Source organism: Arthrobacter sp. A2-55 (assembly GCF_025548615.1).
Classification (GTDB): domain Bacteria; phylum Actinomycetota; class Actinomycetes; order Actinomycetales; family Micrococcaceae; genus Specibacter; species Specibacter silviterrae.
In genome coordinates this window covers 53,986-80,109 of sequence record NZ_JAJLOZ010000003.1, presented here as the reverse complement: position 1 = coordinate 80,109, position 26,124 = coordinate 53,986, and the positions used below count along the sequence as shown (strand labels likewise).

General features: G+C 61.6%; 22 protein-coding genes and 1 pseudogene. 9 read left to right on the top strand and 14 right to left on the bottom strand.

Features of this window, described 5'->3' with window-relative positions; genetic code table 11:
* Window positions 1-14 precede the first annotated feature (14 nt).
* The 4 genes from LPN03_RS01700 to LPN03_RS01685 all read left to right on the top strand — a co-directional run bounded on the left by LPN03_RS01700 (window position 15) and on the right by LPN03_RS01685 (window position 1,813).
* Window positions 15-383 carry a hypothetical protein gene (locus LPN03_RS01700; protein ID WP_262452781.1) on the top strand — a complete coding sequence of 123 codons (369 nt, stop codon included), beginning with the start codon at window positions 15-17 and terminating at the stop codon, window positions 381-383.
* Window positions 384-412: 29 nt separating this feature from the next.
* Entirely contained in the window at window positions 413-1,033 is a 621-nt protein-coding gene (locus LPN03_RS01695; RefSeq protein WP_262452780.1) for a hypothetical protein, read from the top strand.
* An 86-nt stretch (window positions 1,034-1,119) separates the two neighbouring features.
* On the top strand, window positions 1,120-1,245 hold the full coding sequence (locus LPN03_RS01690; RefSeq protein ID WP_262452779.1) for a hypothetical protein: 126 nt from the start codon (window positions 1,120-1,122) through the stop codon (window positions 1,243-1,245).
* Window positions 1,246-1,312: 67 nt separating this feature from the next.
* Entirely contained in the window at window positions 1,313-1,813 is a 501-nt protein-coding gene (locus LPN03_RS01685; protein ID WP_262452777.1) for a hypothetical protein, read from the top strand.
* A 1,701-nt stretch (window positions 1,814-3,514) separates the two neighbouring features.
* Here the strand turns inward: LPN03_RS01685 and LPN03_RS01680 are convergent.
* Window positions 3,515-4,051 carry a prepilin peptidase gene (locus LPN03_RS01680; protein WP_262452776.1) on the bottom strand — a complete coding sequence of 179 codons (537 nt, stop codon included), beginning with the start codon at window positions 4,049-4,051 and terminating at the stop codon, window positions 3,515-3,517.
* A 134-nt stretch (window positions 4,052-4,185) separates the two neighbouring features.
* On the opposite strand from LPN03_RS01680, the gene LPN03_RS01675 reads away from it, so the two are divergent.
* Entirely contained in the window at window positions 4,186-4,386 is a 201-nt protein-coding gene (locus tag LPN03_RS01675) for a hypothetical protein (protein WP_262452774.1), read from the top strand.
* A 455-nt stretch (window positions 4,387-4,841) separates the two neighbouring features.
* On the opposite strand, the gene LPN03_RS01670 is transcribed toward LPN03_RS01675, so the two are convergent.
* From LPN03_RS01670 to LPN03_RS01635, 8 genes are all read right to left on the bottom strand, one after another.
* Window positions 4,842-5,720 (bottom strand): type II secretion system F family protein, encoded by an 879-nt coding sequence (locus tag LPN03_RS01670; RefSeq protein WP_262452773.1) that lies wholly within the window; start codon window positions 5,718-5,720, stop codon window positions 4,842-4,844.
* A gap of 70 nt (window positions 5,721-5,790) precedes the next feature.
* Window positions 5,791-6,582, bottom strand: coding sequence for a type II secretion system F family protein (locus LPN03_RS01665; protein ID WP_262452772.1), 792 nt, complete (start codon window positions 6,580-6,582; stop codon window positions 5,791-5,793).
* Between the two features lie 137 nt (window positions 6,583-6,719).
* A complete protein-coding gene (locus LPN03_RS01660; protein ID WP_165183068.1) occupies window positions 6,720-8,114 on the bottom strand; it encodes a CpaF family protein in 1,395 nt (464 codons plus the stop codon).
* Window positions 8,111-9,307 carry a CpaE family protein gene (locus tag LPN03_RS01655; RefSeq protein ID WP_165183069.1) on the bottom strand — a complete coding sequence of 399 codons (1,197 nt, stop codon included), beginning with the start codon at window positions 9,305-9,307 and terminating at the stop codon, window positions 8,111-8,113. Before LPN03_RS01655 ends, LPN03_RS01660 begins: the two co-directional genes overlap by 4 nt.
* Complete coding sequence (locus tag LPN03_RS01650; protein WP_262452770.1) at window positions 9,304-10,026, bottom strand: Flp pilus assembly protein CpaB; 723 nt, start codon at window positions 10,024-10,026, stop codon at window positions 9,304-9,306. Before LPN03_RS01650 ends, LPN03_RS01655 begins: the two co-directional genes overlap by 4 nt.
* Before the next feature lie 6 nt (window positions 10,027-10,032).
* Window positions 10,033-11,004, bottom strand: coding sequence for a pilus assembly protein TadG-related protein (locus LPN03_RS01645; RefSeq protein WP_262452769.1), 972 nt, complete (start codon window positions 11,002-11,004; stop codon window positions 10,033-10,035).
* Window positions 10,992-11,384, bottom strand: coding sequence for a TadE family protein (locus tag LPN03_RS01640; protein WP_262452767.1), 393 nt, complete (start codon window positions 11,382-11,384; stop codon window positions 10,992-10,994). Before LPN03_RS01640 ends, LPN03_RS01645 begins: the two co-directional genes overlap by 13 nt.
* A gap of 74 nt (window positions 11,385-11,458) precedes the next feature.
* Window positions 11,459-11,662 (bottom strand): Flp family type IVb pilin, encoded by a 204-nt coding sequence (locus LPN03_RS01635; RefSeq protein ID WP_262452765.1) that lies wholly within the window; start codon window positions 11,660-11,662, stop codon window positions 11,459-11,461.
* Between the two features lie 347 nt (window positions 11,663-12,009).
* Between LPN03_RS01635 and LPN03_RS01630 the strand changes: the two genes are divergently transcribed.
* The 3 genes from LPN03_RS01630 (at window position 12,010) to LPN03_RS01620 (ending at window position 15,276) form a co-directional block, all read left to right on the top strand.
* Complete coding sequence (locus tag LPN03_RS01630; protein ID WP_262452764.1) at window positions 12,010-12,645, top strand: MarR family winged helix-turn-helix transcriptional regulator; 636 nt, start codon at window positions 12,010-12,012, stop codon at window positions 12,643-12,645.
* Window positions 12,646-13,486: 841 nt separating this feature from the next.
* The gene (locus tag LPN03_RS01625) at window positions 13,487-14,065 is read left to right on the top strand and encodes a WxL domain-containing protein (protein ID WP_262452763.1); all 579 of its coding nucleotides are present in this window, start codon (window positions 13,487-13,489) and stop codon (window positions 14,063-14,065) included.
* A gap of 197 nt (window positions 14,066-14,262) precedes the next feature.
* Complete coding sequence (locus LPN03_RS01620; protein WP_262452762.1) at window positions 14,263-15,276, top strand: DUF916 domain-containing protein; 1,014 nt, start codon at window positions 14,263-14,265, stop codon at window positions 15,274-15,276.
* 468 nt (window positions 15,277-15,744) lie between these two features.
* Here LPN03_RS01620 and LPN03_RS01615 read toward each other — a convergent pair whose 3' ends face one another.
* The 3 genes from LPN03_RS01615 to LPN03_RS01605 form a co-directional block, all read right to left on the bottom strand.
* Window positions 15,745-16,512: a hypothetical protein gene (locus LPN03_RS01615; RefSeq protein ID WP_262452761.1), complete on the bottom strand. Its 768-nt coding sequence runs from the start codon at window positions 16,510-16,512 to the stop codon at window positions 15,745-15,747.
* Window positions 16,509-17,036 (bottom strand): RNA polymerase sigma factor, encoded by a 528-nt coding sequence (locus tag LPN03_RS01610; RefSeq protein ID WP_262452759.1) that lies wholly within the window; start codon window positions 17,034-17,036, stop codon window positions 16,509-16,511. Before LPN03_RS01610 ends, LPN03_RS01615 begins: the two co-directional genes overlap by 4 nt.
* Before the next feature lie 139 nt (window positions 17,037-17,175).
* A complete protein-coding gene (locus tag LPN03_RS01605) occupies window positions 17,176-17,922 on the bottom strand; it encodes a protein tyrosine phosphatase (protein ID WP_262452758.1) in 747 nt (248 codons plus the stop codon).
* 776 nt (window positions 17,923-18,698) lie between these two features.
* Between LPN03_RS01605 and LPN03_RS01600 the strand changes: the two genes are divergently transcribed.
* Window positions 18,699-21,770, top strand: a complete 3,072-nt coding sequence (locus LPN03_RS01600; RefSeq protein WP_262452756.1) for a GH25 family lysozyme — start codon at window positions 18,699-18,701, stop codon at window positions 21,768-21,770.
* Window positions 21,771-21,844: 74 nt separating this feature from the next.
* Here the strand turns inward: LPN03_RS01600 and LPN03_RS01595 are convergent, their stop codons facing one another.
* Together LPN03_RS01595 and LPN03_RS01590 are read right to left on the bottom strand one after the other, a co-directional pair.
* Window positions 21,845-24,718 carry an FG-GAP-like repeat-containing protein gene (locus LPN03_RS01595; protein WP_262452755.1) on the bottom strand — a complete coding sequence of 958 codons (2,874 nt, stop codon included), beginning with the start codon at window positions 24,716-24,718 and terminating at the stop codon, window positions 21,845-21,847.
* A gap of 519 nt (window positions 24,719-25,237) precedes the next feature.
* Window positions 25,238-26,123, bottom strand: a pseudogene (locus LPN03_RS01590) (transposase); the annotation flags it as partial.
* Window position 26,124: the final 1 nt, after the last annotated feature.

Genomic DNA, 26,124 nt, shown 5'->3' with positions numbered 1-26,124 from the left:
CACACATGGCTGTCATGAACGTCTCGAAATACGTCGGCTCGGTCTTGGTGGAGCTACAGGTCCACAGCGTGCCCACCGACCACCCCCAATGCCCCAGCTACCTCACCGTGCGCGGAGCCAACATCATCAGCTCGACCATGAATCCATGGCAGCTCAAGGCCCTCCAAGCCGACAACCGAAACGAAGGCATCATTGGCTTCGAAAATGGATGCGTCGACGCCGCCATGGACGACTACCTGGACATCTCACCCACGGACCCCCGGATCGCCATCCTGGAGAAGCTTCTTCAGGGCGCGATCGCACCCAACATGAATGCCGCGGCCTTCCATGACGACGCCGTCGACTGGCTCGCCCAGATCGACCACGTGAGCACCGGGCAGTAAACCGTGCGCTCCGCCGCACACTGACAGGCATGACCACCACTATTTCGGCAGCAGCCGCTAACGCCCGTGACAATGCCCGCACCGCTGAAGGCCAGTTCGGCCACCAGCACCACACCGAGAACCCCAACGTGGCCCTCACCGGGCCCGCCGCGATAACGCCGACAGACCCGTGGCCCGAGGCGTTTGGTACACCACAGATCGACATGGTGCTCAGCGAGAGTCGTGGCATCGTCGTCACCTACCAGGGCCAGGACGGCTCCATCCTTGAAGCCTGGGAGGAGGACGGAGAAGGTATCCAGTCAGATCTCTACGATGGGGACGGACCATCCGCTGACCAGGACGAAATCGAGACGGCAGCCCACCGGACCTTCAAGCAGATCAACCAGGCCGGCCAGACGGCCAGCGATCGAGGACTGCACGCGTTCCGGCACGCCATTTTGGCCGAGGCCACCGGAAATCCTCCGAAGGACGACGACCTGGCCGCCATGATCACACTGTCCGACGAGCTGATCCGCAAAGCCGAGAAGCAGCGCGACCTGGCGGCCGCATCCCTCTTGGCCCGGAACATCCGCCGGCTCCATCCAGAGGCCACCCAGCTGGCCGTAACACCGGAATTGACGATGACGACGTCCTGTACATCGAATGCGTGACGGCGTTTGGCGCCAACGGGGACGAGCTGGGCGACTACTACCCAGGGGATGCGAACGGCGGCCTAAGCCAAGACGCGCAGCAGTTCATGTCTTTGATGACAGCCCACGGCGGCAATGCCTACTGGTACGACTTCGTTGACCTTGAAGACGACCACGACGGATATCGCATCGACCTCGATAAGGCCGTCAACTGGGTGCCGAGCTTCGAATAGCCCGTCCCAATGTCCTTGCCCGGTGCACCTGAGCAGGGACATTGGCCTGTCCGCACACATGAGGACCATGGAAGACAGACTGGTCCAGCCCATTGTGCTGCTCGTGGACAAGGCCGACCCCGGCAATCACTTCGACGCTGTCGTGGCCGTTGCCATGGCTTCGGTGGCCGCCTACGCCCACCAGCCTGCCTCCGGCCTCTCGCCGACCTGGGAGCCATGGCTGGGGCAAAGTTTCGCGAAGACCGTCCGCCGTGCCGACCGCAAGGCGTTTGAGCGGATTGCGGGCACCGGCGGCCAGCGGGTTTACCTTGGCTCCGCCCAGGCCATCGCCTTCACACCCACCACCTATGGCCACATGCCCAAAATTCTGGCACACCTGCAGGTGTCCGGAACAGAGCTCCCACGACGGCCAGAGAACCGTCAGGCGGACGCGGCGGACGTCCGGATCGTCCTCAACGCCAGCCTTGGCATGAGCACCGGTAAAACGGCGGCCCAGGCTGCGCACGCGCTGTTTGCCTGGTTCACGGGCCTCAATGTTGCCGAAGGGTCGGCAATCCGACAATCATGAAATTGGGCTATTGTCGTAGATTTTTGGTTTCGTCACTGATTCTGTTTGAAGGTTGCATCGTGGGCCCTGCCCAGGGCGAGTGCGCATGCTTTGGTCTGTGACTCTGATCGGCCGACGGTTCGGTAAAGATCCATTGCCCATTCTAGCTCCGCTGCCGCTGCACGGTAGTGTCCTTCAGCTAGGAGGCGTCCTCCGATTTGTTCACGGACAAGTGCTTCTCGGGCCAGTATCCGAGCACCTTGCAGGGCTTCTTCTTGCAATTTTGCGGCTTCGTGCCAACGGTACTGCCGCTGATATATCTGTGCCAGGATGAGGAGGGGACGGAACCGGTTGGAGGCTACAGCGAGGATTGCTTCCCCTTCGTGGGCTGCCTCCTCCAACCGGCCGAGCATACCCAGAATCCATACCCGCTCTAAGGGATGTGCTGCCGGAAGCCGATCCCTGAAAATCTGGGGGTCATCGATGGCCTCGAGAAGACTTTTCGAATCACTCCGCCATCCCTGGTTGTATTCTGCCATCAACATCTCTCGTCCTCCGTATCCTTGACAGCGCCCGGTGTGATCGGTGCTTGTTCCTTGTCCCGCGGGACATGGCCCTGACTGATCGGCGCCGTGTATTCGGTATCGCTGTGGTGATTCGCGTCGAACGCCCCGCTCTGATTGACTTTCGGCTGTTGCGGCAAAATCGTGCTGTAGCAGGTCGGTTGGTCCTGCAAGGGCATCAACCGGTTGATTCAGAGATGTCCTACCGAGGTGCCCGGTGTCCTGCACCTCGTCTAGTTCAGATTCCCAAGAAGGCCGGCTCCGACCGCTCTCCGGCGTTGTTCGGCCGTCGGGTCGGGGCGGGTCATCGACGATCTGGTGGTCTGCGGTCAACAGGCTCTCTGACAGGGTTGGGTCTGCAGTAGTGCCGGCTTCCCTTTGGGTAGTGGAACGAGCAAAGGTGCACGGTCGACGCCTTCGGGCGTGGGATATGCCAATGACCGTGGCGGAAATATCCTCCAGTGTTGTGCACATCCAGGAGAGGGCTTGGCGATCCTTTTTTGGGACAGAACCACCAACCATGTCCTGGCCACGGACGTAGTAGGCAAGGCGATAGTTCAGATCGGCGATCACCGCCTGAATTTCAGCCAGCGGATTATTGTTCCGCTGGCTTGCCAGGCTGTAGGTGCCGCTTTCCTCTGTCCATCGGTGACGGGCCTGAGGGTCGGGGACGCCCGGGGGACATGGTTCGGATTCGTGTTGGTCCGGCGCCCGGGTGCCTGGATGGCAGGGGAACCTGTCAAGAAATTCCGATACATCTGGCATAGTCTGTCCTCCTAACTTGTTGCTTGGCGGGCCACTTATCCGTGGCTCGAAGGCATGCACAGAGATGGACATGCCAGGTATTGAGGAAAATTAGCGGATAGCCAGACGCGCAAGACAACCCAGTACTAGGAACCGGACGGTCAATCAGACCCTGGCCGCCGTCCTAACAATTAGTACATCTTTTTAATTAGTTTTCTCATAACCAATACCACATAACTGATCACATATATAGAGGGCAGGTAATAATGGCATTCCAGACGCCATGATCTGAGGGTTAGTGCGGCGTGAGGTCGCGCCTGTTCTCGAAAACCTATAGGAGACTTTTGTCAATTTTCTGCGGCACGTCCTTGGTTGAATTTCTAGGTGAATCGATAGCCCGTGAATATAATTGCAGCTAGTATCCGGTTGGCAGCAGAGGGAACAGGAAGGGGACGATCTTCGCGGATCCGAGGATGGATATCATTGCACCCCCGAACATGGACGGTCCGAATGGGAACGTTGTGTGGCGTCGGCCCTGCCCCAATACAGCAACGATGAGGGCAACGATTGCCCCCAGGAGGAACCCCAGGAACCCGGTGACAAAGAGCGTGCCCCAGCTGATATAAGCGGAGTACATGCCCAGAACGGCGGCCAGTTTCACATCGCCCATGCCTAGCCCTGCCGGGGAAATCAGGGCCAAAAAAAGATACAGGGAGAACAGAATGAGGGCACCCAGTCCAGCTCTGGCAAGGTTCGGCCAGGAGTGGGCGGTTCCGCTGGCAAGGGTCAATAACCCGGCCCCTATCCAGAAGGCCGACCATACAATCCGGTTGGGCAGGAGCTTCGTTTTCAGGTCGATGCGGGACAAGATGGTCCCGCTGGCGGCCAGAAAGAGATAGCCCGGTAGTGTTTCCGTGAAGCCGAACCTCAGGGCCAGGGCCAGAAACAACACAATGCTCAGGAGGCTGGTCGCCCACCTTGCCCGCCGCGATGGCCGGTACTTTATATGGGGGGTCCACCTCAGTGCTGTTTCTTCGCCGAACCATCCGGTGAATGCTCCTATCGCACAACAGGCGGCCATGAGCCATGGAAGATGATTTACCAAGCGTTTTTCTTTCTTTCGTCGCTGGGGATTTGCTGAACCCGTTGGATCATGCCAAGCGCCATCGTTTCACCAATTTCCCGGACGACACACGAATATCCCTGCCGTTGGTTGTCAGCGCAGCGGGAGAACCGCCATTGGGCGGTTTTGCGTGGACGGGGGCAGAACCACTGAAAAGGCCTTGATTCCCAGCGGTTTCGAGTTTGCTATTCGTTCCGGGTTTGCCGCGTGATGGATTGAGAGCTTGTGTGAACCGGACATGGGGCGGGAGCCGATTCTTTTCAGGTATCCGGGTCCAATCCGGATGACAGGACGTATTGGAAGGTAGGTACGTTTGAGATGGGGCCTGCATAGCTGGTCTCATGTGGCAATATGTCAGCCTGGAATGCGGCGGGCGATAGGGCCATTGCCGGAACGTGTTTGGCACGTGAGGATTGCAGCGTCCCGGCATCTCGGATCTGGTCGCCAGGATTTCGGCAGGAGTCGGCACGGAAACGGTTGCGTGCCCGGGGGTGGTCCTTTTTGACACGTGAAACGGCGGGTGATGTGCAGTTTGCGCATGGTGGTCTTGGGCGGGGTTCTCTCGTCTTGGATGGAGGCTGCGTTCTCCGGTGTCGGGGAATCGGGGGCCATGATGGCGCTAGAGGAAGGTGCTGACGATTGTGATCACTGTCGGTCCGAGGACTGCGATGAACAGGACGGGAAGAATGAAGAGCATCAGGGGGAAGAGCACTTTTACCGGTATTTTCATGGCTTTTTCTTCCGCTCTTTGGCGTCGTTTCGTGCGCATCTCCTTCGCTTGGGCGCGTAGCACTGCACTGATGGAAATACCATACATATCTGCTTGAACGACGGCTCTGATAAATGCCCGAAGGTCGGGCACGGCGGTGCGTTCGGCCAGTAGTTGGTAGGCTTCCCGGCGAGACATGCCTACCCGCATGTCCTGCAGGGTTCGAACCAGCTCTTCGGCCAGCGGGCCTTTGCCGTTTTGTCCGGCACGGGACATTGACGCTTCGAATCCGAGGCCGGCTTCGACGGCGATGAGCATTTGATCCAGGGTGTCAGGCAGTTCCAGGCCGATGGCAGCTTGGCGTTCGATGCCGCGGCTGTAAAGTAGCAGGTCTGGAATGAAGTAGGCGACAGCTACCAGGAGAATGACTAAGGCCAGCAAGGGGCCGGACGGGCCGGCACTGAGGAGAAGAAGTCCCAGACTTGCTGCGATGACGGCGAGCAGTGGCTTGGCCACTACGAGGCGGGCGAGGGGCCAGGCCTGTGGTCTTCCGGCCAGGCCCAGCAGTTTATCGATCAGTCGGCGGTTGGCGGGCAGAACCAGACGGTCGCCCAGAGCCATAAGGGAAGGCATGAGTGAATCCTGTGTTGGGTTGGCTACTTCCATTCCGCGGGAGAGGTTTTTGCGGATTTCGCTGCGTGATGCGGCGTCTGCCGGCATCAGGCACCAGATGGCGAACGGTAAAAAGCCGGTTGCCAAAATGATGGCGATGATTACCGTGGCGGGCATTTTTCTCCTTTTCAGGGGCGGTAACTGGCAGTACAGGTCCGGAGGGTCAGAAGCGCCGCCCAAGTTTCGGTCAGAATTTGAAGCTGACTACTTTTTTCATCCATAGTCCGCCGATGGTCAACATGACGATGCTGGCCCCGATCATGGCGAATCCGATTGGTGACTGTATGAACTTGGCGATGTAGGACGGGCTGGTGAGCGTGAGGATGCCAATGACGGCAAAGGGGATGGCGAAGAGTATGTAGGCAGACATTTTGCCCTCGGCACTCAGCCCGGCTACTTGGCGCCGGATCTGGTTGCGTTCGCGGATAGTGTGGCCTACCTGGTCCAGGACACTGGCCAGGTCTCCGCCTACTTCGCGGTGGATGCCGATCGCCTGCGCCGCCCAGCCGAAGTCATCGCTGTGCATGCGTTCGGCTGATTGCTCGAGCGCTTCGTTGAGGTCACGGCCCAGGCGTGTCTCATTGACGATTCTGGCGAATTCCTCATTGGTGGGTGATTCCGCTTCATGGGAGACCGCGTCTATTGCGCGCAGTAGGCTGTGTCCTGCCCTGAGTCCGCCTGATAGGAGTTGGAGGGTGTCGTCCAGCTGGTTTGCGAATGCTGTCCGTCTTTTGGATTCTTTAAGGCCCAGCAGCAGCTTGGCCCCGAGAGGTACGAGCAGGGCTAGCAACAGACCCAATCCGATTCCACTGAGCAGGTAGCCAAATAACAGGACGGTGAGCATGCCGGAGAAGACCAGAATAAGGAATTCGGCGGGGACAAGTTTTAGTCCTGCCCGTTCCAGCCCTGCGGCCAGGGCCCGGGACCAGCCCAGGCGCTGGAGGGCGGCTGAGATGATACCGGCAGCCGAGCCGGTCATCCTGCTTAGTCCGCTCTCGGAGGTTGCGTCTGCCGGGCGTCGCCTCTCCGCGGGGAGAGATCCCTCACCGGGCTTGAAGACCCCGAAGATAACCACGGCAGTGGCAAGAAACAGCAAAACGACAGCACCAAAAAGCATCAGCGTGACCGGCTTTCCTGCATGGCGAATACCTGGGGGGAGATATTGATCCCAAAGTCGGCGAACCGGTCAGTGAACCGGGGACGAACCCCGGTGAACACCGTTTTGCCGAGTATTCGTCCTGAACTGTCGACCCCGGCCGAGTGGTCGAAAACGAATACATCCTGCAGCGTCACAATGTCTCCTTCCATCCCCTGCACCTCTGTTATGTGGGTTATTCGGCGGCTGCCATCACGCATTCTTGTCAGCTGAACAATCAGGTTGACCGCCGAAGCGATTTGCTCGCGGATGGCCCTCAGGGGAAGGTCCATTCCGGCCATGAGTACCAAGGTTTCCATCCGGGCGATTGCATCACGCGGAGAGTTGGAGTGGACGGTGGAGAGGGATCCATCGTGACCGGTGTTCATGGCCTGCAACATGTCAAGGGCTTCCCCTCCACGGCACTCACCGACGACGATCCGGTCCGGTCGCATGCGAAGGGAATTTCGGAGCAGGTCTCGGATGGTTATTTCGCCTTTTCCTTCGATATTGGACGGCCGGCTTTCCAAACGCACGACATGTTGCTGCTGAAGTTGGAGCTCGACCGCGTCCTCGATGGTGATGATTCGTTCGCCGGTGGGGATGAAGGAGGAGAGAACATTGAGCAGTGTTGTTTTGCCTGTCCCGGTTCCTCCGGAGACGATAATGTTCAGGTGCGCCCGTACACAGGCATCGAGCAGTTCAGCCATTTCGTGGGACATGGATCCGTAAGAGATCAGGTCTTGAACTTTAAGCGGGTCGGCTGCGAACTTTCGAATGGTCAACGATGACCCGTTCACCGCGAGCGGGGGGATTACCGCGTTGACTCGGGATCCATCGTCCAGGCGGGCATCCACGAGCGGAGAGGATTCATCGATGCGCCGCCCGACGCGGGATACGATCTTCTCGATAACCCGCCGCAGCTGCTCTTCGGACCGGAACCGTGAAGCCGTAAGGGTGAGCAGCCCGTTGCGTTCGACAAAGACTTGGTCGGGGCCATTGACCATGATTTCCGTAAGGTTGGGATCGTCCAACAACGGCTGCAGTGGACCGTACCCGAGCACATCGTCGCTGATCTGCCTCACGAGCCGTTGGCGCTCTGTGCTGCTCAAGGGGAGCTGTTCAGCTTCGACGATCTCAGCCAGGGCGTCTCGGGCAAAGGTCACGAGGTCGTCCTCGGCCAAGTTCGGATCGTTTAGACGGCTGCCCAGTCGTTCGAACAGGGCGGCCCCGACCCGGGCCTTCAATGTCAGCAAGGCGTCCAGGGGGGACGACGCCTCAGGCGGGGGTGCTGCGGGCGCCGAAGCTGGGACGGGCCGGGGAGCACTGGTGGGCTCGCCCACCCCGAGCGCGGCAAGTCTTTCGGTAAGGGTCATGCCAGTTCCGCTCGTTTGTGCATGCCTTTGCGGGGCTTCGAGTCAGGACGGAAACTATCGCCGAGCCGGTTGAGGGCTTTGACGGCCGGACCGCGGGAGCTGTAGTGCAGCAGCGGGACGCCTTTGTTTGTGGAAAAGGCGATCTCCTTCGCCCGGGGAACGATGGATTCCACAGGTCCTCGGAGGGTTGCTTCGATGTCCCGGATCGAGAGGGGGCTGGACCGTTCTGCCATATTCACGACAACCTTTCGGCGATGCGGGGCAACGAGACCGAGTTGGTCAAATACGTCAAGTTCCTTACGCAGGCCGCGGACGCTGGGAACATCCATGGTGCACACCATCACGGCGTCGGTTGCGTGTTCCAGGGCAGCAAGGGCCTGTTCTCCCAGGCCGGGCGCGGTGTCGATCACCACGTAGCGGAACTCTCCGGCAAGTTGTTCAATCAGATGCACGACGTCCTGGCCGGTGATCCGGTCCGCGTGGGCGGGAAGCTTCGGGGCGCACAAGACGTAGATCGAACTGTCGTGCACGCTCAGAAAAGCTTTCAGGACCATGGGGTCCTGCTTTGCCGCCCCCGTCACCGCGTCCAGAAGTGTATGTTCAGGATCTAGTTGAAGGGCAATGGATACGTCACCGAATTGTGCGTCCAGGTCCACAAGTACAGTGGACATCGGAGCGATGCGGCCCAAGGCAACCGCGATGTTTGTAGCCAGCGTGGTTTTGCCGACACCGCCCTTGGAAGACGCGACTACGATGGTGCGTCCAGCGTCGGCGGGCTTTGGAGAAGACGCGTCCAGGGCGCGGTGCCGGGTCGCGGCCGAGCGGCCAGCCCTCTCGAGCAGGACACGTATCGTTCTCTCCTCAGCTTCCGGATCGAGTATGTCGCGGATCCCCAACCGCATGGCAGCCAATGCAAGGTCCTGGTCGGGGACGGCGACAAGGACAACGCTGACCGTGGGACGTTGGACGTCGAAGACCGCAGCAAGGTGCAGCGCATCCTCGGGCGCGACGCCCGGACCCAACAGGATGACCTCGGTACTTTCCTCCCCTTCGCCGGAAAGCAGGTCCTGCGGCGTTTCGGGAATGGCAACGTCGGCTAATGTTTGCAGTTCACCGGCGAGGCCCCCGGAAATTGCCTTCCGAACGCGTTGTTCGAAATCGTGGTTGTCTGTGATCAGGATAAACCGGCTCAATGGAACACATTGCCTTGGGTAACGTTGCCCGTGCCGGTTTCATCTGCGCTGGGCGGTTCCTTGGAGAGCCAGATGGATCCGTACTGGGCCGAGTAAACAACCTTTGTGGCGTCTGCTGTGGATAGAGCAAATGTAACAAGTTCACTGCCGGTGGGGGCGCCGGCGGTGGAGCCCGGTTTGCCGGTGTCGGCTGGGGCGCCCTGGACCGCCGTTACAAGGACCTTGTGGAAGACAAGGCGTGTCATGGCCGGTCCGCTTGCCGATGCTGGGAACGAAACGAAAATCCCGACGGTGTCCCCGGCGGCAATCCGTCCGCCGGCCACCCGGTCAGGGCTAAGTTGCACGCTGACTTCCTGCATGCCCCTAGGTACCGCGACGGTGCCGGCAGCCTGCAGGGAAGCCGGGCTGACAAGGCGGGAGCGCAGCAGTTGTTCTCCTGGCACCAGGTTGACGGCTGTGACCAAGTCCGTGGTGGCATCCAGGGCGCTCATCGCTCCATCGGCCACCGCTGCGTCCGGAATGGATTGGACTCGCAGGGATCCCACGAGCACTTTCACGGACGTTCCGGCCGCAATCGGCTTGTCAACGACAAGCACTTTACGGGTGACGGCCCCGGCATAGGCGCGCTGGTCGGCGCCCTGGACATAGGAGGTAATCAGGCCGGCACCGATTATGGCGAGGACAAGGGCGGCCAGGATACTAAGCAGTCGGACTTTCACTGTTCTCTATTTCGTCAAGGTGACCACGGCGGCGCCGAGGTTCGGCCCCCCTGTGGTGAAGCTGGTATCGAGCGACACGAAGCTAATGAACTGGCCGATGAGTCCTTTGCACGTGTTCTGGCAGGTGGCTCCGGGGTAGGTGTTGTTGTTGTAGTTTGTGGTGGGCCCGGTGAAGTTCCAGCCCAGCACCTTGAAAGCCGCCCATCCCTGGATGACATACCAGCCACCGGTCCCCGTCCCGCCAATATCACTGTAGACAGGCAACAGGACGGTCTTGTTTGCCAGATTGGAGAGCGCGGCCGCGCACGGTGCGGAGATGCTCACGCCGGTGTTGCCACTCACGGGGGCATTGCTGCTGATGCTCACGTTGGCGTTGCACGTTCCGGTCGGATCGTTGAGCCAGCCGAAACCGCCCGGCAGGACCTGTCCGGATGGGCTGGTGCTCGAGCACGAACTTCCACCGCTGCCGCTGAGGCTAATAACTTGAATGGCCCCATTGAGTTTGAAGACGCACGGGGCGAATGCCAGGGCCAACTTGTCCGGCCCGCTGGCGGGATAACCCCAGCCGGCGGTGGCATCCGCGGCCACGGTCTTGGTCTTGACTCCAAGGACTGGGGCGAAGGAAAGTGCCAATGAACCGGCACCCGTGGATGCGTCCTTCGTCGTCGTCATGACGTGGACACTGTTTGATGAGGGAAAATCGATGGCGCCAATATTGCTCGCACCATCATTGGCATTGACGTTGGCCAGGTTCTGTGCGGTGGCATTGACGTCGCCGCAGGATCCGGCCGCACAGCTCTGGGCGATGGCTATGGCGGCCGCATCAGCACCGTTTTGAAGCTGGGCGCGTTCGGAATACATTGCCCCGACATCGATGCTGAAGGCCACCGCACCTAGCAAGGCAACCATGCACAGCGCGATGATAACCGCGACAGCCCCATGCTCGTTCCGGAGCCCCGGTGCAATTAACCGCCGCATCGCATGGTCGCCTTGCCAGTCATTGTGTAACCGGTGCCGAAGAACCCGGTAAGAAATTGGAACGGGTATTGGATGTTGACGGTGGCCGTGGACCCGCCGGTGCACGTCGCAGTCCCGTTGGAGACAGTGATGGTGATTTCCGAGTCTGTAATGGCCGGTGCCAGCGTCGATGAGACCGTTTCAACGGCTGTTTTTGCCGCGCTGGAGCTGTTTTGGATCACCATGGTCCGGGCTCCTTCGCGCGCAGCATTCGTGACGGTGATCTGCGCGTTGTACGCCAGTCCGAATTCCAATATTCCAAGTATGAGCATGATGAGAATCGGCAACAGGAGCGCAAATTCCACTGCGGCCGCGCCGTCTTCAGACCGAGTGCGAGCCATCCGATCCCTCCTGGACGTAATGAGGGGCGGGCAGCCCCCAGTCTGGGTCCGCCCGCCCCACACGTTGCTTCGGCTTAGCCGGCCGGGATGGCGGTCGTGACGTTCGTGAACAGAGTCGCGAGCTTGGGGCCCAGGAGCACCAGTGCGGCCACGATCGCAACGGCGATAAGACCAACGAGCAGGCCGTATTCAACAGCGGTGGCGCCTGACTCCTCGCGGTTGAGGCGGCGCTTGGTCGCAGTTAGGAAGGACTGAAGGGTGAGAAAAAGGGGCAACATAACATTCCTATTCACTGAGCTAAAGGGGAGACCTGCCGCCCCATGCTGTAGCAGCTATAACTTGGGCGACAACCTAAGACTAGGTTGGTTTACCAAGAAGGTCAAGAGGCTTGGATTTCGAGTTAAACACTGGTTTCGCTGCGAATGGCGTCGCCCAGCCGGCCGTACTCTCTAGCCCAACGGAATGTTGCGTGGTTTACTTGTTGCACAGGCCTAGAGTCGGTAAATTTCGAGGAACCGACACTGTAGGATCATGGACGACGTCGTTCTGACTGGCAAATGCTCAAGTATGATGATTGCTAAGTAGCTTGTATTGCGAGTTGATTATCGAAGGAGTGACACGCGTATTGGATGAAGTAACCAGCGCAGGGGCAAGGGATGGGATGAAGGCCCTGGCGAAGGAGCTGCATGCCCTGGCTACCAACGGACAGCGCCTGAGGGCTGAACGGGGCCGGGAACTTGGCTTGGGTAACAGCGACCTGACCGCATTGGACCTTTTGTACAGTGAGGGATCCATGGCGCCAAAGGAACTTCGGATCCTGATGGGTGTAACGTCCGGGACCATGACGGGGCTGTTGGACCGCGTGGAAAAGAATGGATTTCTCAAGCGTGACCCAAATCCCGATGACCGCCGGGGCCTGCTGATTTCCCTCACTCCCGCTGGCCTGCATGCCATGGAATGGCTGTACGAGAAGTTCGAGGATGCGGTGCTTGACGTAGTGTCGCGCCTGGCAGAACAAGGCGTCGAAAGATCAGAAAAGTTCCTTGCCGAACTTAACCATTCGCTCGAAGCCGCAATCCTGGCAGCACAGTCACCAGAGAGCCAAGCCGAGAAGAACCCCAGGACTACTGCGGACCAGCTGAACCGAGGGACAGTGAATTATCGCAAAAGCCCTCCACCGAACCAAACGTGGACCACCTGGTTCAGTTTTGCCCGCCGAAACGACCCGGGATTATTATCTGAAACCTGGAACAATGCCTAACAGCACGCTACCTCACAGGTTACCGATGATGTGATCGCCACCGAAGAGCGGGTGCCGCCGGAAACGGCCTCAGTACCAGCGGACGACCAAGACCGGCAGCCTGGGTACTGTTTCAGCACCGGAGGTGGCACGGGCACGCACCCGTGCCGCTGCCATGGGGGAAGCTCAGCCTGGAACGGTACTGCTCCCTCCGGTCATCAAGGACCGTTCATGGCCACGGAACAATCCTGGCCTCATCAACGCGGAGGGTCGTCGGGTGGCTCCACTACCCAGACTCTCATTAAATTGTACTCAAGGCATTTCATGAAACCTGTTGTATCGGTCCTGCACCTGTCCGGCTTGTCTCCTTCTTCCGGCGCTACCGACGGTCCCAGAAATGTCGAAGCCCCCCTCGGAATCACATGGGACGCCGGTTCCCTAAAAATCCGGATGACAGGTGCTTTCCAGCGCGTATGCTGGACCGCTTCGGTGTCCGGGTCTTTTAGCCCAACGCGTCGGTCCTCCCAACAACAAGGTGGCAGGACGAAGCCAAAGTGCCGTCTCCGGCGCCAACGCCTTCGCCGCTGCTCCCGGGCATTTGACCCCGGAACAGATGAACCGTGCCAGCCCTCGAACGGAAATCCCGCGGAGCACTGCCGAAAAATTATTCTCACGGACAACACTGCTGCCCACGAGCGTCCCTACAGCGTCAAGAATCAACCCCCGTTCATCCGATCGGACCTTCGCCCCGCGAGGCGATACGGGCAACGACCACGCCCAATAGCCCCACGCTTCGGCATCGTTTTGCCGCGGCGCGGTTGTTTCACCACCCATCCGGCATTTTCAGACACAGGAGAAAAATATGCGTAGTATCACCAAGGTCTCAGCCGTCCTGGCCGTTGCGGCGATCGCCGTTGCCGCCGGGCTTTCCCCCGCCTCAGCAGACACGATCAACTCCACGGTTTCCGGGGGTTCACTCACTGTGACCACCGCCGCCCCGACGCTGTCCGCCGTGACGCTGGACGGTAGCAACACCCAGACTTCCGCCGGCACGTCCGCGCCGTGGACCATCACTGATGCCCGCGGCACCGGGGCCGCTTGGACCGTATCGGCCAGCACCACTGTTTTCACCAGTGCAGCAGGCACGGCTGAGACGGTCGCCCGGACCATCCCGGCCACGGCACTGACCGTCACACCCGGTACGATCACCGCTGGCAGCGGAGCTGACTCGGCCGCCAGCATCACCGCTCCGGCGTTGGCACTGTCCACCACCAACCAGGCGCTGATCTCTGCAACCGGACCCAATAAGGGAACCTACAACGTGTCCCCCTCGTTTAGTATCGCGATCCCGGCCAACGCCTTCCGCTCCAACTACTCCGGCGTAGTCGGCTCCTCGGCGCTGAACCCCTACACGGCCACCATGACGTACACCATCGGCTGACATCACCCATGAAAGACGGATCGCCCGGCACCTGCAAAGACTGCCGGACGATCCGCCATTCTAGGCAGGCGCCCATCTACCGTGGAGCGGTTGGCGGCGTCGTCTCTGAACCCGCTGCGACCCGGTGACAGCCATCCACGGCTGCGCCTTTTTCAAGGACTGAATAATTTTTGACCACCATGCCCAGGCGATTCCCAATGCCGCGCCCGGCCCTGCGGAGCCTGCTGACCCTAATTCTGCTCATCCTTGCCGTTTTCGCTGCCACCGGACGGGCAGCGGCTGTGGACAATGGAGCGTTGGGTATCCGTCCCTCGACTGAATCGGATTTCTTCCACCTGGCGCTCTTCCCCGGGGCGGCCGCCGACGCTACCGCGGTCGTTTCCAACCACACCGCGCATCCGGTCACGCTGCTCACGTACCCGGTGGACGGCCAAACAACCCCGCAGGGCAGCTTCGCCTTTGCCTCCCGGTCAGACCAGCGCAAGGGTATCGGCGCGTGGGTACAGCTTAGAACCGGCCAGGTCACCATTCCGGCCAACACCGATGTGAAAGTTCCTTTCCGGCTCACAGTCCCTCCCGGCACCCCGCCCGGTGACTACTCCGGCGGGTTGATCATTCAGGCACCAATGGTTCAGGGAAAGACAACCACCCTCGAAGGCGGGACGGCCGTCCGCCTCAACATCGTCCAACGCCAAGGCGTGCGCATCTACCTGAAAGTCGCAGGCACCGCCATAAAATCCATGAGTCACGGTAAGTTGACCTGGACCCATAATGACGGAAACCTGAATTTCACCCTGCCCGTCACCAACACAGGCAACACCATACTCCACCCCCGCGCCGACCTCAGCCTCACGGGTTGGCCCGAATCCGGCACCCGCCTACGATTTGACGCCCCGGAAAACCTGCTCCCCGGCGCCAGCATCAATCTGCATTCCCGCCTTCAGCATGCGCCAGTGGCCATGACGGGACACGCAAAAGCGGCCATTACCTCCGAGGCCGGCACCGGCCTCGCATCGACAAACATTCTCTACGCCCCCTGGCTCCTCCTTGCCATAGCCATTCTCCTGATCGCAGCCACCGTCTACGCCATCTGGCGGGGTGTGAAGTTCATACGACGCGCCCGGGCAGCCCTCGCCCAAGTCGGCTTTTCCGCCACCGCCACTGGCAGCCACAAACACACAGCGCACCCGAATGAACCCGGCGTGCCCTAGGGCACGACTCATAGTCCGAGGTGCGTGGTCTGCTCGCCTAATTCACCCGGCCTTACGACTGCTCGTTCAAGGGCTGGCGGCGACGACTTGACGGATCCCCAATTCTTACCGGGCAGGGGTTCCCTGGAAGGCTGTGCCACCGTATTCAGGACATGAGACTCGGCGTGGAGCTGTCACCACCGCTCCAGCGTTGAAGGCGGCAGTTCTTCTTCGAGTTTAAGAATCAATAGTCGAATATTTTCCGTGCGTACCAGAGTCTCGCGGATATATCGTTCGCGTTCATGGTTCTTTCCTTTGATTTAGTGTCAATTTTTGGTTTCATGCCTGTCATCAGCCTGCCGCCGCCAACTAATAGCGGTCACGTCCCTCCCGAAGAAACCATCCGGTCCTGGGTTTATCGGCGTGGAAGGTGACCACCCTCCACGAACCCTTGCGACGCGTGACACCGTGGCCCAAGTCCGGTCCGCTTTAAGATCGTGGCGGGTGAGGCGTGGTGGGACGGGCGCCGGCGGGGGCGTGGGTGGGTTGCGGAGGCACAGCTACGGGTTGGCGGGGGAGGGTCGAGCCGGTGCCCGGTTGTGCGGGTTGGACCGGGCCCGTCGGCTGGGGTGTGACCGCTGCTTGTGGTGCGGGGTGTCTGGTGGACAGGGATCTGTTGGAGCCAATGTTGGGTTGAGGGCCTGGCGTACTTTTGTGCTGTTGCGGTTCGAAGGCTGCCGGCGGTGTCGCGGCCGGTCCGTTGGAGACGGTGGTACCGGAACGGGTGGGCTGTACGGGCGCCGGGGTGGCAGGTCCGGAAGTGTAGAGGCGTGGCGGGCTGCTTGGTGGCTGTTCGTTCGGGGCGGATGTGAGGGTTTTGACGAGGGTGGTCACGGTATTATGGATGGTTTCGCGGAAATCGGGGTTGGCAGCCGCCACAGCTGCGCTGGCTCCTAGTGAGAGGGAGAGTGCGGTGGCTGCGATGACCAGCCGGATGTGTCGTTTCCTGCGGTAACCTTCCAGGCTTGAGACGGTATCCATGTCCGTTGTTTGGGCTGTGCGCGGGGTTGTTAGCAGTGCGGCGAGTTCGCCGTGGGGTGTTGGCTGCGGGCCGTGTGCGAGAGCGCGGACGTGCATCAGGGCCGGTGTGAGCAGTTCTGCGTCCACGGGGTCGTTCATTCCGGTTGTGTCCAGCAGGTTCTCGATGATCTGCTTGTCGTGGGGGTCTTCGGTGCTGTGGAAATTATTGGTGTTCACACTTTACCTTGGCCTTTTGGTACCTGTTGTAGGGATTCTTTCAAGCGGGACAGCGCGCGGCGTTGGAGTTGCTTGATGGCACCCGGGGATTTGTTCATAATCCGGGCGGTGTTCTCCAGTGAGAGTTCGGCGATGATGCGCAGCGCGAGAACGTCGCGGTAGTCTTCGGACAGGTTTTCCAGCAGTGCGTGGGCGTCCGTCGTGTTATCGAGCACCTGATCTTCAGCCGATGGCGTAAGGCGGAAATCCTGGGATGGGTCATATTCGATGGAGACCGGCGTCCGGGCCCGCCTGCGGTGGGAATCAACGGCGCGGGCGTGTGCGATCGTGAAAATGAGGGTCCGCAGCCCGTCCGGTCCGCCCCGGAGGTCACTGAGCCGCGGATAGAGAGCGAGGAATACGTCCTGGGTCACCGCCTCGGGATCTTCCACTCCTCGGGTGCGTAAATAGGCACAGACCCCCGGTGAGTACTCCCGGAAGGCGTCATTGAAGACCGAAGCGTTCCCTGTCGCCGATGCCTTCAAAAATCACCCCTGATAGCCACATTATCCGATCATGGAGACCAAGCTGCTGAGCGGCCCTCACCGTGGCTTCGCGTGCTGCTGCCGTCCGGAAAAATCCCTCAGATCATTTCCCGGATGGCAACAGGACAGCTGGCTGGTACTAACGCCGCCCGGTAACGGGTTTGTGGGCGGTGCCGGTGGCAGCCTGCTGCGGCACGGCGGGGATGTGGGCGGTGCCGGTGGCAGCCTGCTGCGGCACGGCGGGGATGTGGGCGGTGCCGGTGGCGGCCTGCTGCGGCACGGCGGGTTTGTGGGCGGTGCCGGTGGCGGCCTGCTGCGGCACGGCGGGTTTGTGGGCGGTGCCGGTGGCGGCCTGCTGCGGCACGGCGGGTTTGTGGGCAGTGGCAGCGGCGGTGCCGGTGCCGGTTTCAGCCGGGCGGTGGCTTGCGGACTTGCCCGGTGAGGGGACCGCGGCGCAGTAGGTGGCGATGTTCGTTGTGCCGCTGGCTGCGATGGCCAGGGATTTGTAGGCGGTGGAGGAAGTGTCGAGGCCGCCGTGAGCGAAGGACTGGCAGAGGCCGTAAGCTGCCGGTCCCGTCGCGTCCGGGCCGGCCGGTAGGGCCAACGGGCTTTCCGTGGCAGTTGCTTCCTCTGTAGCGCCGGCAGTTGCCTTCTCTGTGGCTTCGGTAGTGGCCGCAGCTTCGGTGGTGGTTGTGGCGGTGGATGCTGCCAGGGTGGTGGAAGGAACCGGTGCGGGGGCGCCGAGGATGTTGTGGGCGCTTTGCTGCAGTGGTGTGGGCAGGGTTCCGGTGTATGCGGCGGCAGCGGTTCCGCCGACGGCCAGGGTCCCGGCGGCCAGTGCGGCTGCCGCGATTTTGCTGGTGACCAGCGTGGTGAAGAATGACATGAGACCTCCAAGGCCAAGAAAGTGGTAGCCGTGCCCGGCTGAGAGCCCCAGCCCTCCAGTTATGTAATCGCCGGGGGGAGTGGAAAAGTTACGCCCGCCGGACAAAAATTTTCAGTTGGCCTGAGTTTGTCCGGACATGACGGCTACGACGTGTTGTTCAACTCTTTGATGGAGGGGGTGTCTGAAAAATCGGAAGGGTCCCAGGCTGGCGGTCATCAGGTGCCGGGCCGCCCGTGGCTGTGTCGACGTTTCCCCTGCGGTTGGGGGCTGCGGCCGGCGCCATTCGTAACATGCGAATCATTGTTCGCTCCAGTTTCACGGGAGTAGTATGGCTACGACGTTAGCCGGGGGGCGTGTTTGGGGGTTCTTTCCTGCGCTTCGCTGATTTTGGGCTAAACCTTTTGGGTCATCGAACCGGAGAAGATTTCATGATTGCACCTTGGCTCAGGCTGACCCATGTTTTGTCCCGGTCATTCTCTGGTGGTGCCGCTCGTGTTGTGGGTGCGGGGCTGCTCGCTGTGTCCGTGGTAGTTGCGATGGGAGCGGTCCCTGCCAGTGCCTCTACCGGGGGTCCAGTTCCTGTGCCGTCTTCCGCGTCTGTTTCAACGCCGGCCACCGTTGCGTCGACGGCAGTATCCCAATTTGTCCCGGGGGCCGTGCCTGCCGGGTCCACCACGAAAGCAACACCTACCCCGGTTCCGGGCCCGTCCCCGACGCCCACGTCTGCTCCTTCAGCGTCGGAGGTCGGAAACTTCGGCGCTTACATGGGGATAGGTTTGGCCAAGCAGGGCCCGACCCGGCAGAAGCTGCCGGTTGGGGCCATGGCCCAGTCGCTGTTGTCGCCCTCGCTTGCCCAACCGCTCTCGGCGGTGGCACCCGGGGGTGTGTTGGGGATGGACGTCAGCGGGTGGCAGACGTCCGATGCCGCCCATTCGGTGAGCGATGTCGACTGGGTGGCGCAGTGGAGGCTGGGGGCCCGGTTTGTGTATATCAAGGCCACCGAGGGCATTTCCTTCCGTGATGCGTCTTTTTCCTCCCAGTACACGGGCGCCTCCAGCGTGGGGATGTTGCGCGGTGGTTATCATTTTGCCCGGCCCGATCAGTCCGACGGCGCCACGCAGGCTAACTTCTTCGCCAGCAACGGGGGTGGTTGGAGTGCCGATGGGAAAACGATGCCTCCGCTGCTGGACATCGAAAACAACCCTTATGGGGCCGAATGCTACGGTCTGAGCGCGTCGAAGATGGTGGCCTGGATCAGTTCCTTTTCCCAACAGGTCCAGGCACGCACGGGCCGCCTGCCCATGATTTACACGAACTATTACTGGTGGCAGGACTGCACCGGCAACTCCACGGCGTTCACCCACCAACCTCTTCACATAGCCGCCTATGGAACGAGCAGTCCGTGGATGCCCGGCGGCTGGGCTAATTACAGTGTGTGGCAATACAGCTCCACGGGCCCCTTTGCCGGCGATTCAAACACCTGGAACGGTACGCAGGCCAGCCTGAACACTTTCGCCACCAAGGCCGACGCCCTCTCGGCGGCTGCGCCGCCAGCCAGCAATCCATCCATTGGCTCCACAGCCGATCTGGTTGCAGCCGACAGCACCGGTGTGCTCTGGGACTACCCTGGCACTGGCTCCGGTGCTTTGGGGGCTCGAAAGCAGATTGGCCAGGGTTGGACAGGCCTGCGTTCCATCACGGTGATTGACTGGAATTCCGACGGTGTCCTGGACCTGCTGGCCCAGTGGAGCGGCGGTTCGTTGTCACTTTACCGGGGCCTGTCGGGGGGCGGATTTGCCGCGCCCCAGACGTTGGCTTCCTCGGGCTGGGCGGGGTACCAGTTGACCGTTGGCTATTGGGCCAATGCGGCCCAGTACCCGCAAATACTGACACGCTCCGACGCGGGCGAGCTGAGGCTGTGGAAGAACCCGTCGGGCAGCGGGATCGATGCCGGAACCCAGATCGGCAACGGTTGGGGGGCCTTGAACTTGACCATGGTTGATTTCGATGGTGACGGAAACCAGGACTTGCTGGCCCAGGACCCTTCGGGCACGGTGCGCCTTTACCGTTCCAACGGGGCCGGCGGGTTCATGGCAGAGACCCGAAAAACCGTGGCCACCGGCTGGAATGCCTATACCAGCACCACCGTCTACAGCGGATTCGCAGGCGCGGGTTCCACCGGCCTGCTCCAACGAGATACCTCAGGCGCACTCAGGTATCTGCCTGTCCCCGGTACGTCAACGTTCGAGGCACCCTCAGTGGTCGGCTCCGGCTGGAATCCTTACTTGATTGCGGGCGGGGAAAACATCAACACAAGCCTCCCAGCGTCGCCGCCGCCGACCATCGTTCCTACCCCGAACCCCTCGATCAAATCAGTCTCGGATGTCGTGAGCGTGGACGGCGCCGGCATACTCTGGCGCTACCCCGTGGTGAACGCCACGCTGGGCGCTGGCACCCAGATTGGTTCCGGATTTACGGGCATCAAGTCGGTGCACGTCACCGACTGGAACGCCGACGGCACATTGGACCTTTTGGTACAGCGCACCAACGGCCAGCTGGCACTGTATCCTGGTGCGGCCGCGGGCGGCTTCAGCACACCCGTGACGTTGGCCGCCTCAGGCTGGGCCGGCTACGACCTCACCGTTGGACAGTGGATCCGTGATGGTAAGTACCCGTCCATCGTGGCCCAGGCGCCCGGCGGTTCCCTCACGTCCTTCACCACCACCAACGGAACGTCGCTAACGGCAGGAACCACCCTGGCCCAGGGCATGACGCGCATGCACCCGGTCATGACCGACTTCGACGGCGACGGCAATGCTGACATCACCGCGATCGACAATATCGGCCGCCTGATACTTTACCGCTCCGACGGCAAGGGCTCCCTGATCTCCGAGACCCGCCCCATTATCGGGTCCGGGTGGAATACCATGACCAGTCTGGGCCCCGCCAACGGCTACACGGCAGCCGGATCCACAGGCTTGTTGGCCAGGACCGCAACCGGGGCGCTCCTTTACTATCCGACGTCCGCGTCCCGGTTTGGCGCCGCATCCTCCATCGCGTCGGGGTGGGCGGGAACAATCGTTGCCGGGAGCCAGACGCTGTTGGCTCGGCAGGCACTGACGGGCGTGAACGACGTCATTGCTGCCGACGCCAACGGCGTCCTTTGGAACTCAGCCGCCACGGGCCACGGACAATTGCAGGCACCCTACCCGGTGGGGGTGGGGTGGACGGGATTGAAGAGCCTGCACGTCCTGGACTGGAACCAGGACGGCATCCCGGACATTCTGGCTCAATGGTCCTCCGGCACATTGACAGTTTATAGGGGCGTGCAGGGCGGGAACTTCATGTCCCCGATCACGGTGGGATCCGGCGGGTGGGCGAACATCCGCATCACAACCGGCACGTGGGTTACGGGCCAGCCGTACCCGGGCGTGCTGGGGATCACCGCGACGGGAAATCTGTTTTACTGGGCCAACAATTCCGGCGCGGCGCTTTCGGCCGGAAGCCAGATCGGCAACGGCTGGGGTTCTCTGCGCATCATCATGGTCGACTTCGATCAGGATGGCAGCCAGGACCTGCTGGCCGTCGACGGGCAGGGTGCGATGCGCCTTTACCGGTCCAACGGAAAAGGCAGCTTTATCCCCGAAGCCCGGCCGGTGGTGGGTTCAGGCTGGGCTTCCTTCCGGCAATTTACCGGCGTCACCGGCTTCGCCGGGACCGGAAGCACTGGAGTTCTCGCGTATTCCTGGGACGGGACCGTTCGTTTTTACCCGATAACGGCACCCCGCACGTGGGGGACACCCAGTGCGCTGACCCAACACGTTACTGGAGCCGCGATCGGAGGTTGACCAGCTCCTCTAAATCCGGGAAGGGGCGGGAGAATTCTTCTCACGGTCTTCCCTGCCGGGCCCGGCGGTGGTGGTTAGTTGAAGGGCACCGTGCTTTTAGTCCCGAAGGATCCGGTCTGGATGGGGTAGTAATAATAGGTGCCGCTGGTCGTGTTCTGCGCGATGATGCCGATGCCGGGGCCGGTGAAATTGTTTGCTGGGGTAATCCCGCGCATGCCGTTCCAGCCGGTACCAACTATCTTTCGGGTTTCGGAGACGAAGCCACCCCAGCCGTTGCCTCGGTACAGGCGCAGCTGTCCGTTGGGGAATTTGGCCAGGATGTCGTTATGACCATCTCCGTCGAAGTCCACCATGGTCAAACCCAGGCCGCCCCAGCCGTTGCCGATCCGCGTGGGACTGCCCAGATTCTGTCCTTGAGGATTCGACCAGAAATAAAGGTTGCCCAGGTGGCCGTATCCGACGATGCCTGGGTGGGAGGTATGTATATTCCAGTATCCAACGCTCATCACCATGCCACCCCAGCCGGAGGAGGCCAGTAGCGGGCCACCGGTCAGGCCACCGTTCTCACCCAGGTAGACGTTGAGCCGGCCGCTGTTCCACTGGACGACCAGGTCAAGGCGGCCGTCGCCGTTCCAGTCGGTAATGAACGTGTTCTCGACGCCATAGAAGCCGATGCCGATCTGGTAGGGCCGGTCAAAACTGCTGCTCCCGCTGGCCGGGGCGTCCCAGAGGGCGCCGGCCGTGTCGGCGAAGATATGATCCCCGTTGTGCATGATGGGCGGCAGCGGGACCAGGACTTGTCCACCGGAAAGCACGGTGGCGGCCCACTGGGTACCCAGGCTGTAGGGACTGGCCCACCCGCCGGTGCTATTGATCGGATAATAGATAGCGGCGCCGGCGGGGGTGACCCCGATCAGGCCCTTGCTGGCAGATCCGGTCAGGCGATGGGCTGGGACGATCTGGTTGAAGCCATTCCACCCTTGGCCGATCTGCTTCCTCACCCCGCTAAGCGTGCCACCGTTCCCCCCATAACTGACATACAGCTCGCCCCGGTAATTCCGGGAAATGATGTCCATCTTCCCGTCGCTGTTCCAGTCGAGCATGGTGATGGAATTGCGGGTCAGGCCGGTCGCCAGGATAGTTCCCTGGCCCAAGGCCCCGGTGGAGGTTGCCGGCCAGTATTGAAGCGTTCCATGCTGGCCCACGCCCACGATACCGGGGTATGTGCTGGCAGTGGACCAATGCCCGACGGTCAGGTCCAGTTGGTCCCAGCCGCTTTTTCCCAGGATTAGCGGGGAACTAAATCCGCCTCCGGGGATTCCCTCGCTGACGCTCAGCTGCCCGTTGGAGTGCTGGATGAGAAGATCGGGTACACCGTCATTGTTCCAGTCGGTGACGAACAGGCCTTTCACCCCGGTCCAGCCGGTCCCAATCACCGTGGGCGTGGCGAAGGTGCCTGTTCCCGTGTTCTGGGAATCCATGAGTTGGCCGGCTGAAGTGACGCTGAGCACGTCATTGACGCTGCTGATAGAGTTCGCGCTCGAGGGGGCGAATGCACTGGTCCCATCGGGTGTACCCAGCCCGGTTGGTCCGTCGTATCCGGGGCCTGCTATGCAAAGGTAGCTGGGACTGCAGGTGCCGTTGCTGCCTGCGAGAACGTCGTTCAGCTGGGCCGGATGGCCATAAGGGTAGGAGACCGGATTGGTTCCCGGGGCCGGGCGCCCTGCCAGGGCGTACGTGCTGGCGATGATCGGGGAGGCGGCACTGGTCCCGCCGAATACTTGCCAGCCCACGCTGGCCCCGTTTGGGGTGGAGTCATAAGCGGCGACCCCGGTGCCGGGGTCGGACACCGCGGAGACGTCGGTGACGGTGCGTCCCGCGCAGCCGGTGTCGGTTTGGAAGGCCGGTTTCCCCTCATACAAGGAGCAGCCGGAACCCGTCCCGCTCCACGCGTTTTCGCTCCACCCGCGTGCGTTCGTGCTCTGGTACAGGCTTGTCCCACCCACCCCTACCACGTCCGGGGAGGAGGCCGGATAGTTGGTTTGATATCCGGCATCCCCCCCAGCCGCCACCACCGCCACTCCGGGGTGGTCATAGTAAAGGCGATCGTAGGTGGGCGAGGAGGAGTCATCGGTGGCGGCGTAACTGTTGGACACGGTATTCGCGCCCAGGTTCACCGCCGCGTTCACGGCCGTGCCCAGGTCACTGAGCAATGTGGAGTTAGCTTCCACCAACAGGATGCTGCAATTCGGGCAGGCGGCCGAGACCATGTCCAGATCCAAGGAGATTTCCTGTGCCCAGGCGGTATTCACGGCAGGTAAATGGGAAGTCGTCCCGTCCTGGCCGACCTTGGTGAAACATCCGGTCCCGCAGGCCGGTAAACCATACTGGGCGCGGTACACCGCCAGGTCAGCCGCCGCTGTCGGGTCGTCAAAGGCGTCAATGACCGCGACCGTCATGCCCTTGCCCGCCGTGGCAGAAGGCAGCCGGTAAGCGGACTGCAGATCGGCCGGCGCATACCCTGACGGTGTCGTGGCCTGGGTGCCCAAGGCGGAGCGCACATTATCATCCAGGACCGCCGCGCACGCCGCATGATCCCTGGCCGGGGCCCCGCAGACCGGAGAGTGCCGGTGCCCGGCCAGCTGGGCCGCCACATTCCTGTGCGCGATCTTCGACGGCGGCACCCCCGTCCCGGGGGCAGGAGGAGTGGGGGCAACCGTGGCCGGGGCGGTGGGCGGGCTCTCCGATGCGACGTTAGCCGGTAGAGGCGTCAGGCTGGACGCCGCCTCACTGGCTGTCGGGCCCGACGTGGTGGCCGGTGTCGGCCCAGCCGCGCTGGCCGGCCCGACGGCGGACGCCATCAGGGACAGGACGAGGAGGGAAGCTGCCAGACTGGCCTGCAATACGGTGCGGTTCAAGGATTCCTCAACGTCTCGTGTAGTGGACACGCGCGCGATCGCTCGCGGAGCGGCTGCGGACAACGGTTCCTGGAGAACAACTCCGGATCGCCCCGGCCCGAGAAACCCAAACACATAATAATATCGGATGTCCCTGGCGAACCTGCCCGCGGACACCCGCGTGCTCCAACGTATTCCTATGCGTTCTCGTGGACACTTACGGACGGCAATCACGTGCATGGGGATTGGACCCAACCGTCCGTCGTGGCCTGCCGAACCCATTGCCGCATAATCAATTCAGCTGACCCTCACAGTCCCGACGAATTGCACCACGTAATGGGACTTGACCTTGAAAGTGACAGGCGGCCACTAGCCCGGATTTTTTATGGTGGTTGGGTGGCCGGCCTGGCTGGGATTTGATTTCCGGTCGGGTCGTTTTCTTGTTTTTGGGCGTGTTTGGTGGGCCTGTTGTCGCTGGGTGGGCGTCGGTTTCCACTGGTCCCGGGGGGATGTTCTCGTGGTTGGAGGGGCCGGGCCTGGGTTTTCAGGCTGGCGCGGGCAGGCTTTTCGGCGGTGCTTGAGCTGGGCGATGCCGGCCAGGAGCGTGGCGACCGTGGATGTTTCAGGGGACATCTCGGAGATGAGGAGCCAGGTGCGGCGGGCGCGGGTGATGAGTTTCCCGGCGGTCGCGAAGAGCCGGTAGCGCCACCGTTTCACGCCCCAACTTTGGGCGGTGTTGCCGTTGGACAGGATGGCCAGCTGCAGCCAGGAGATGAGATTCATGGCCAGGGTCGCGATGTTTGCCCAGGCCTGGCTGGCATGAAAGTCAAAGAACGACAGCTTGCCCAGCCCGGTGTTCTTCAACGTCTTGATCCGGTTCTCGCAGCGACCCGGGCGCGGTGGCGGGCATCGAGGGTGGGTCCGTGCCAGCGCGGGGAGTTCGTCAAGAAAGCCGTCAACCGGTGCCCGTCCGCATCCAATAGGGTTGCCTGCGCGCCGGGGTGGAGGGGCTCGGCGCGCAGGTACAGGTTCGTGCCCTCGGGGCAGTCTTCCAGTCCGAGGACGTCTGTGGCGTTGACGACCCAGGCGTCCTCGCGTTCGTTCCCGCCCTGGTTCAGGGCCGGCTGCCAGTAGTGCTTGTCATTGATCCGGGCCACCATGGGCGCCTTCATCACGGGCACCGGGTAGGAGACGCTGAACTGCACGCCCAGGGACGCCAGATGGTGCAGGAATTTGCGTGAGGCCCCGGCACTGTCGGTGCGCACCGGGATCTTCTCCCCGATCAACCTGCCGTCCTCGTCGTAAAACGCGTCGGGCAGCCAGGCGATCGCGGCGGTGAAGATCTTGATGTGGTCCTCAGTGCCTTATGCCGATATCGGCATAAGGCACTGTTGGCCCCGGCATTGCCAGGTCGCAGCAACTTAGCCAGGACTTCACCACCGCCGTTGCGGGCACCA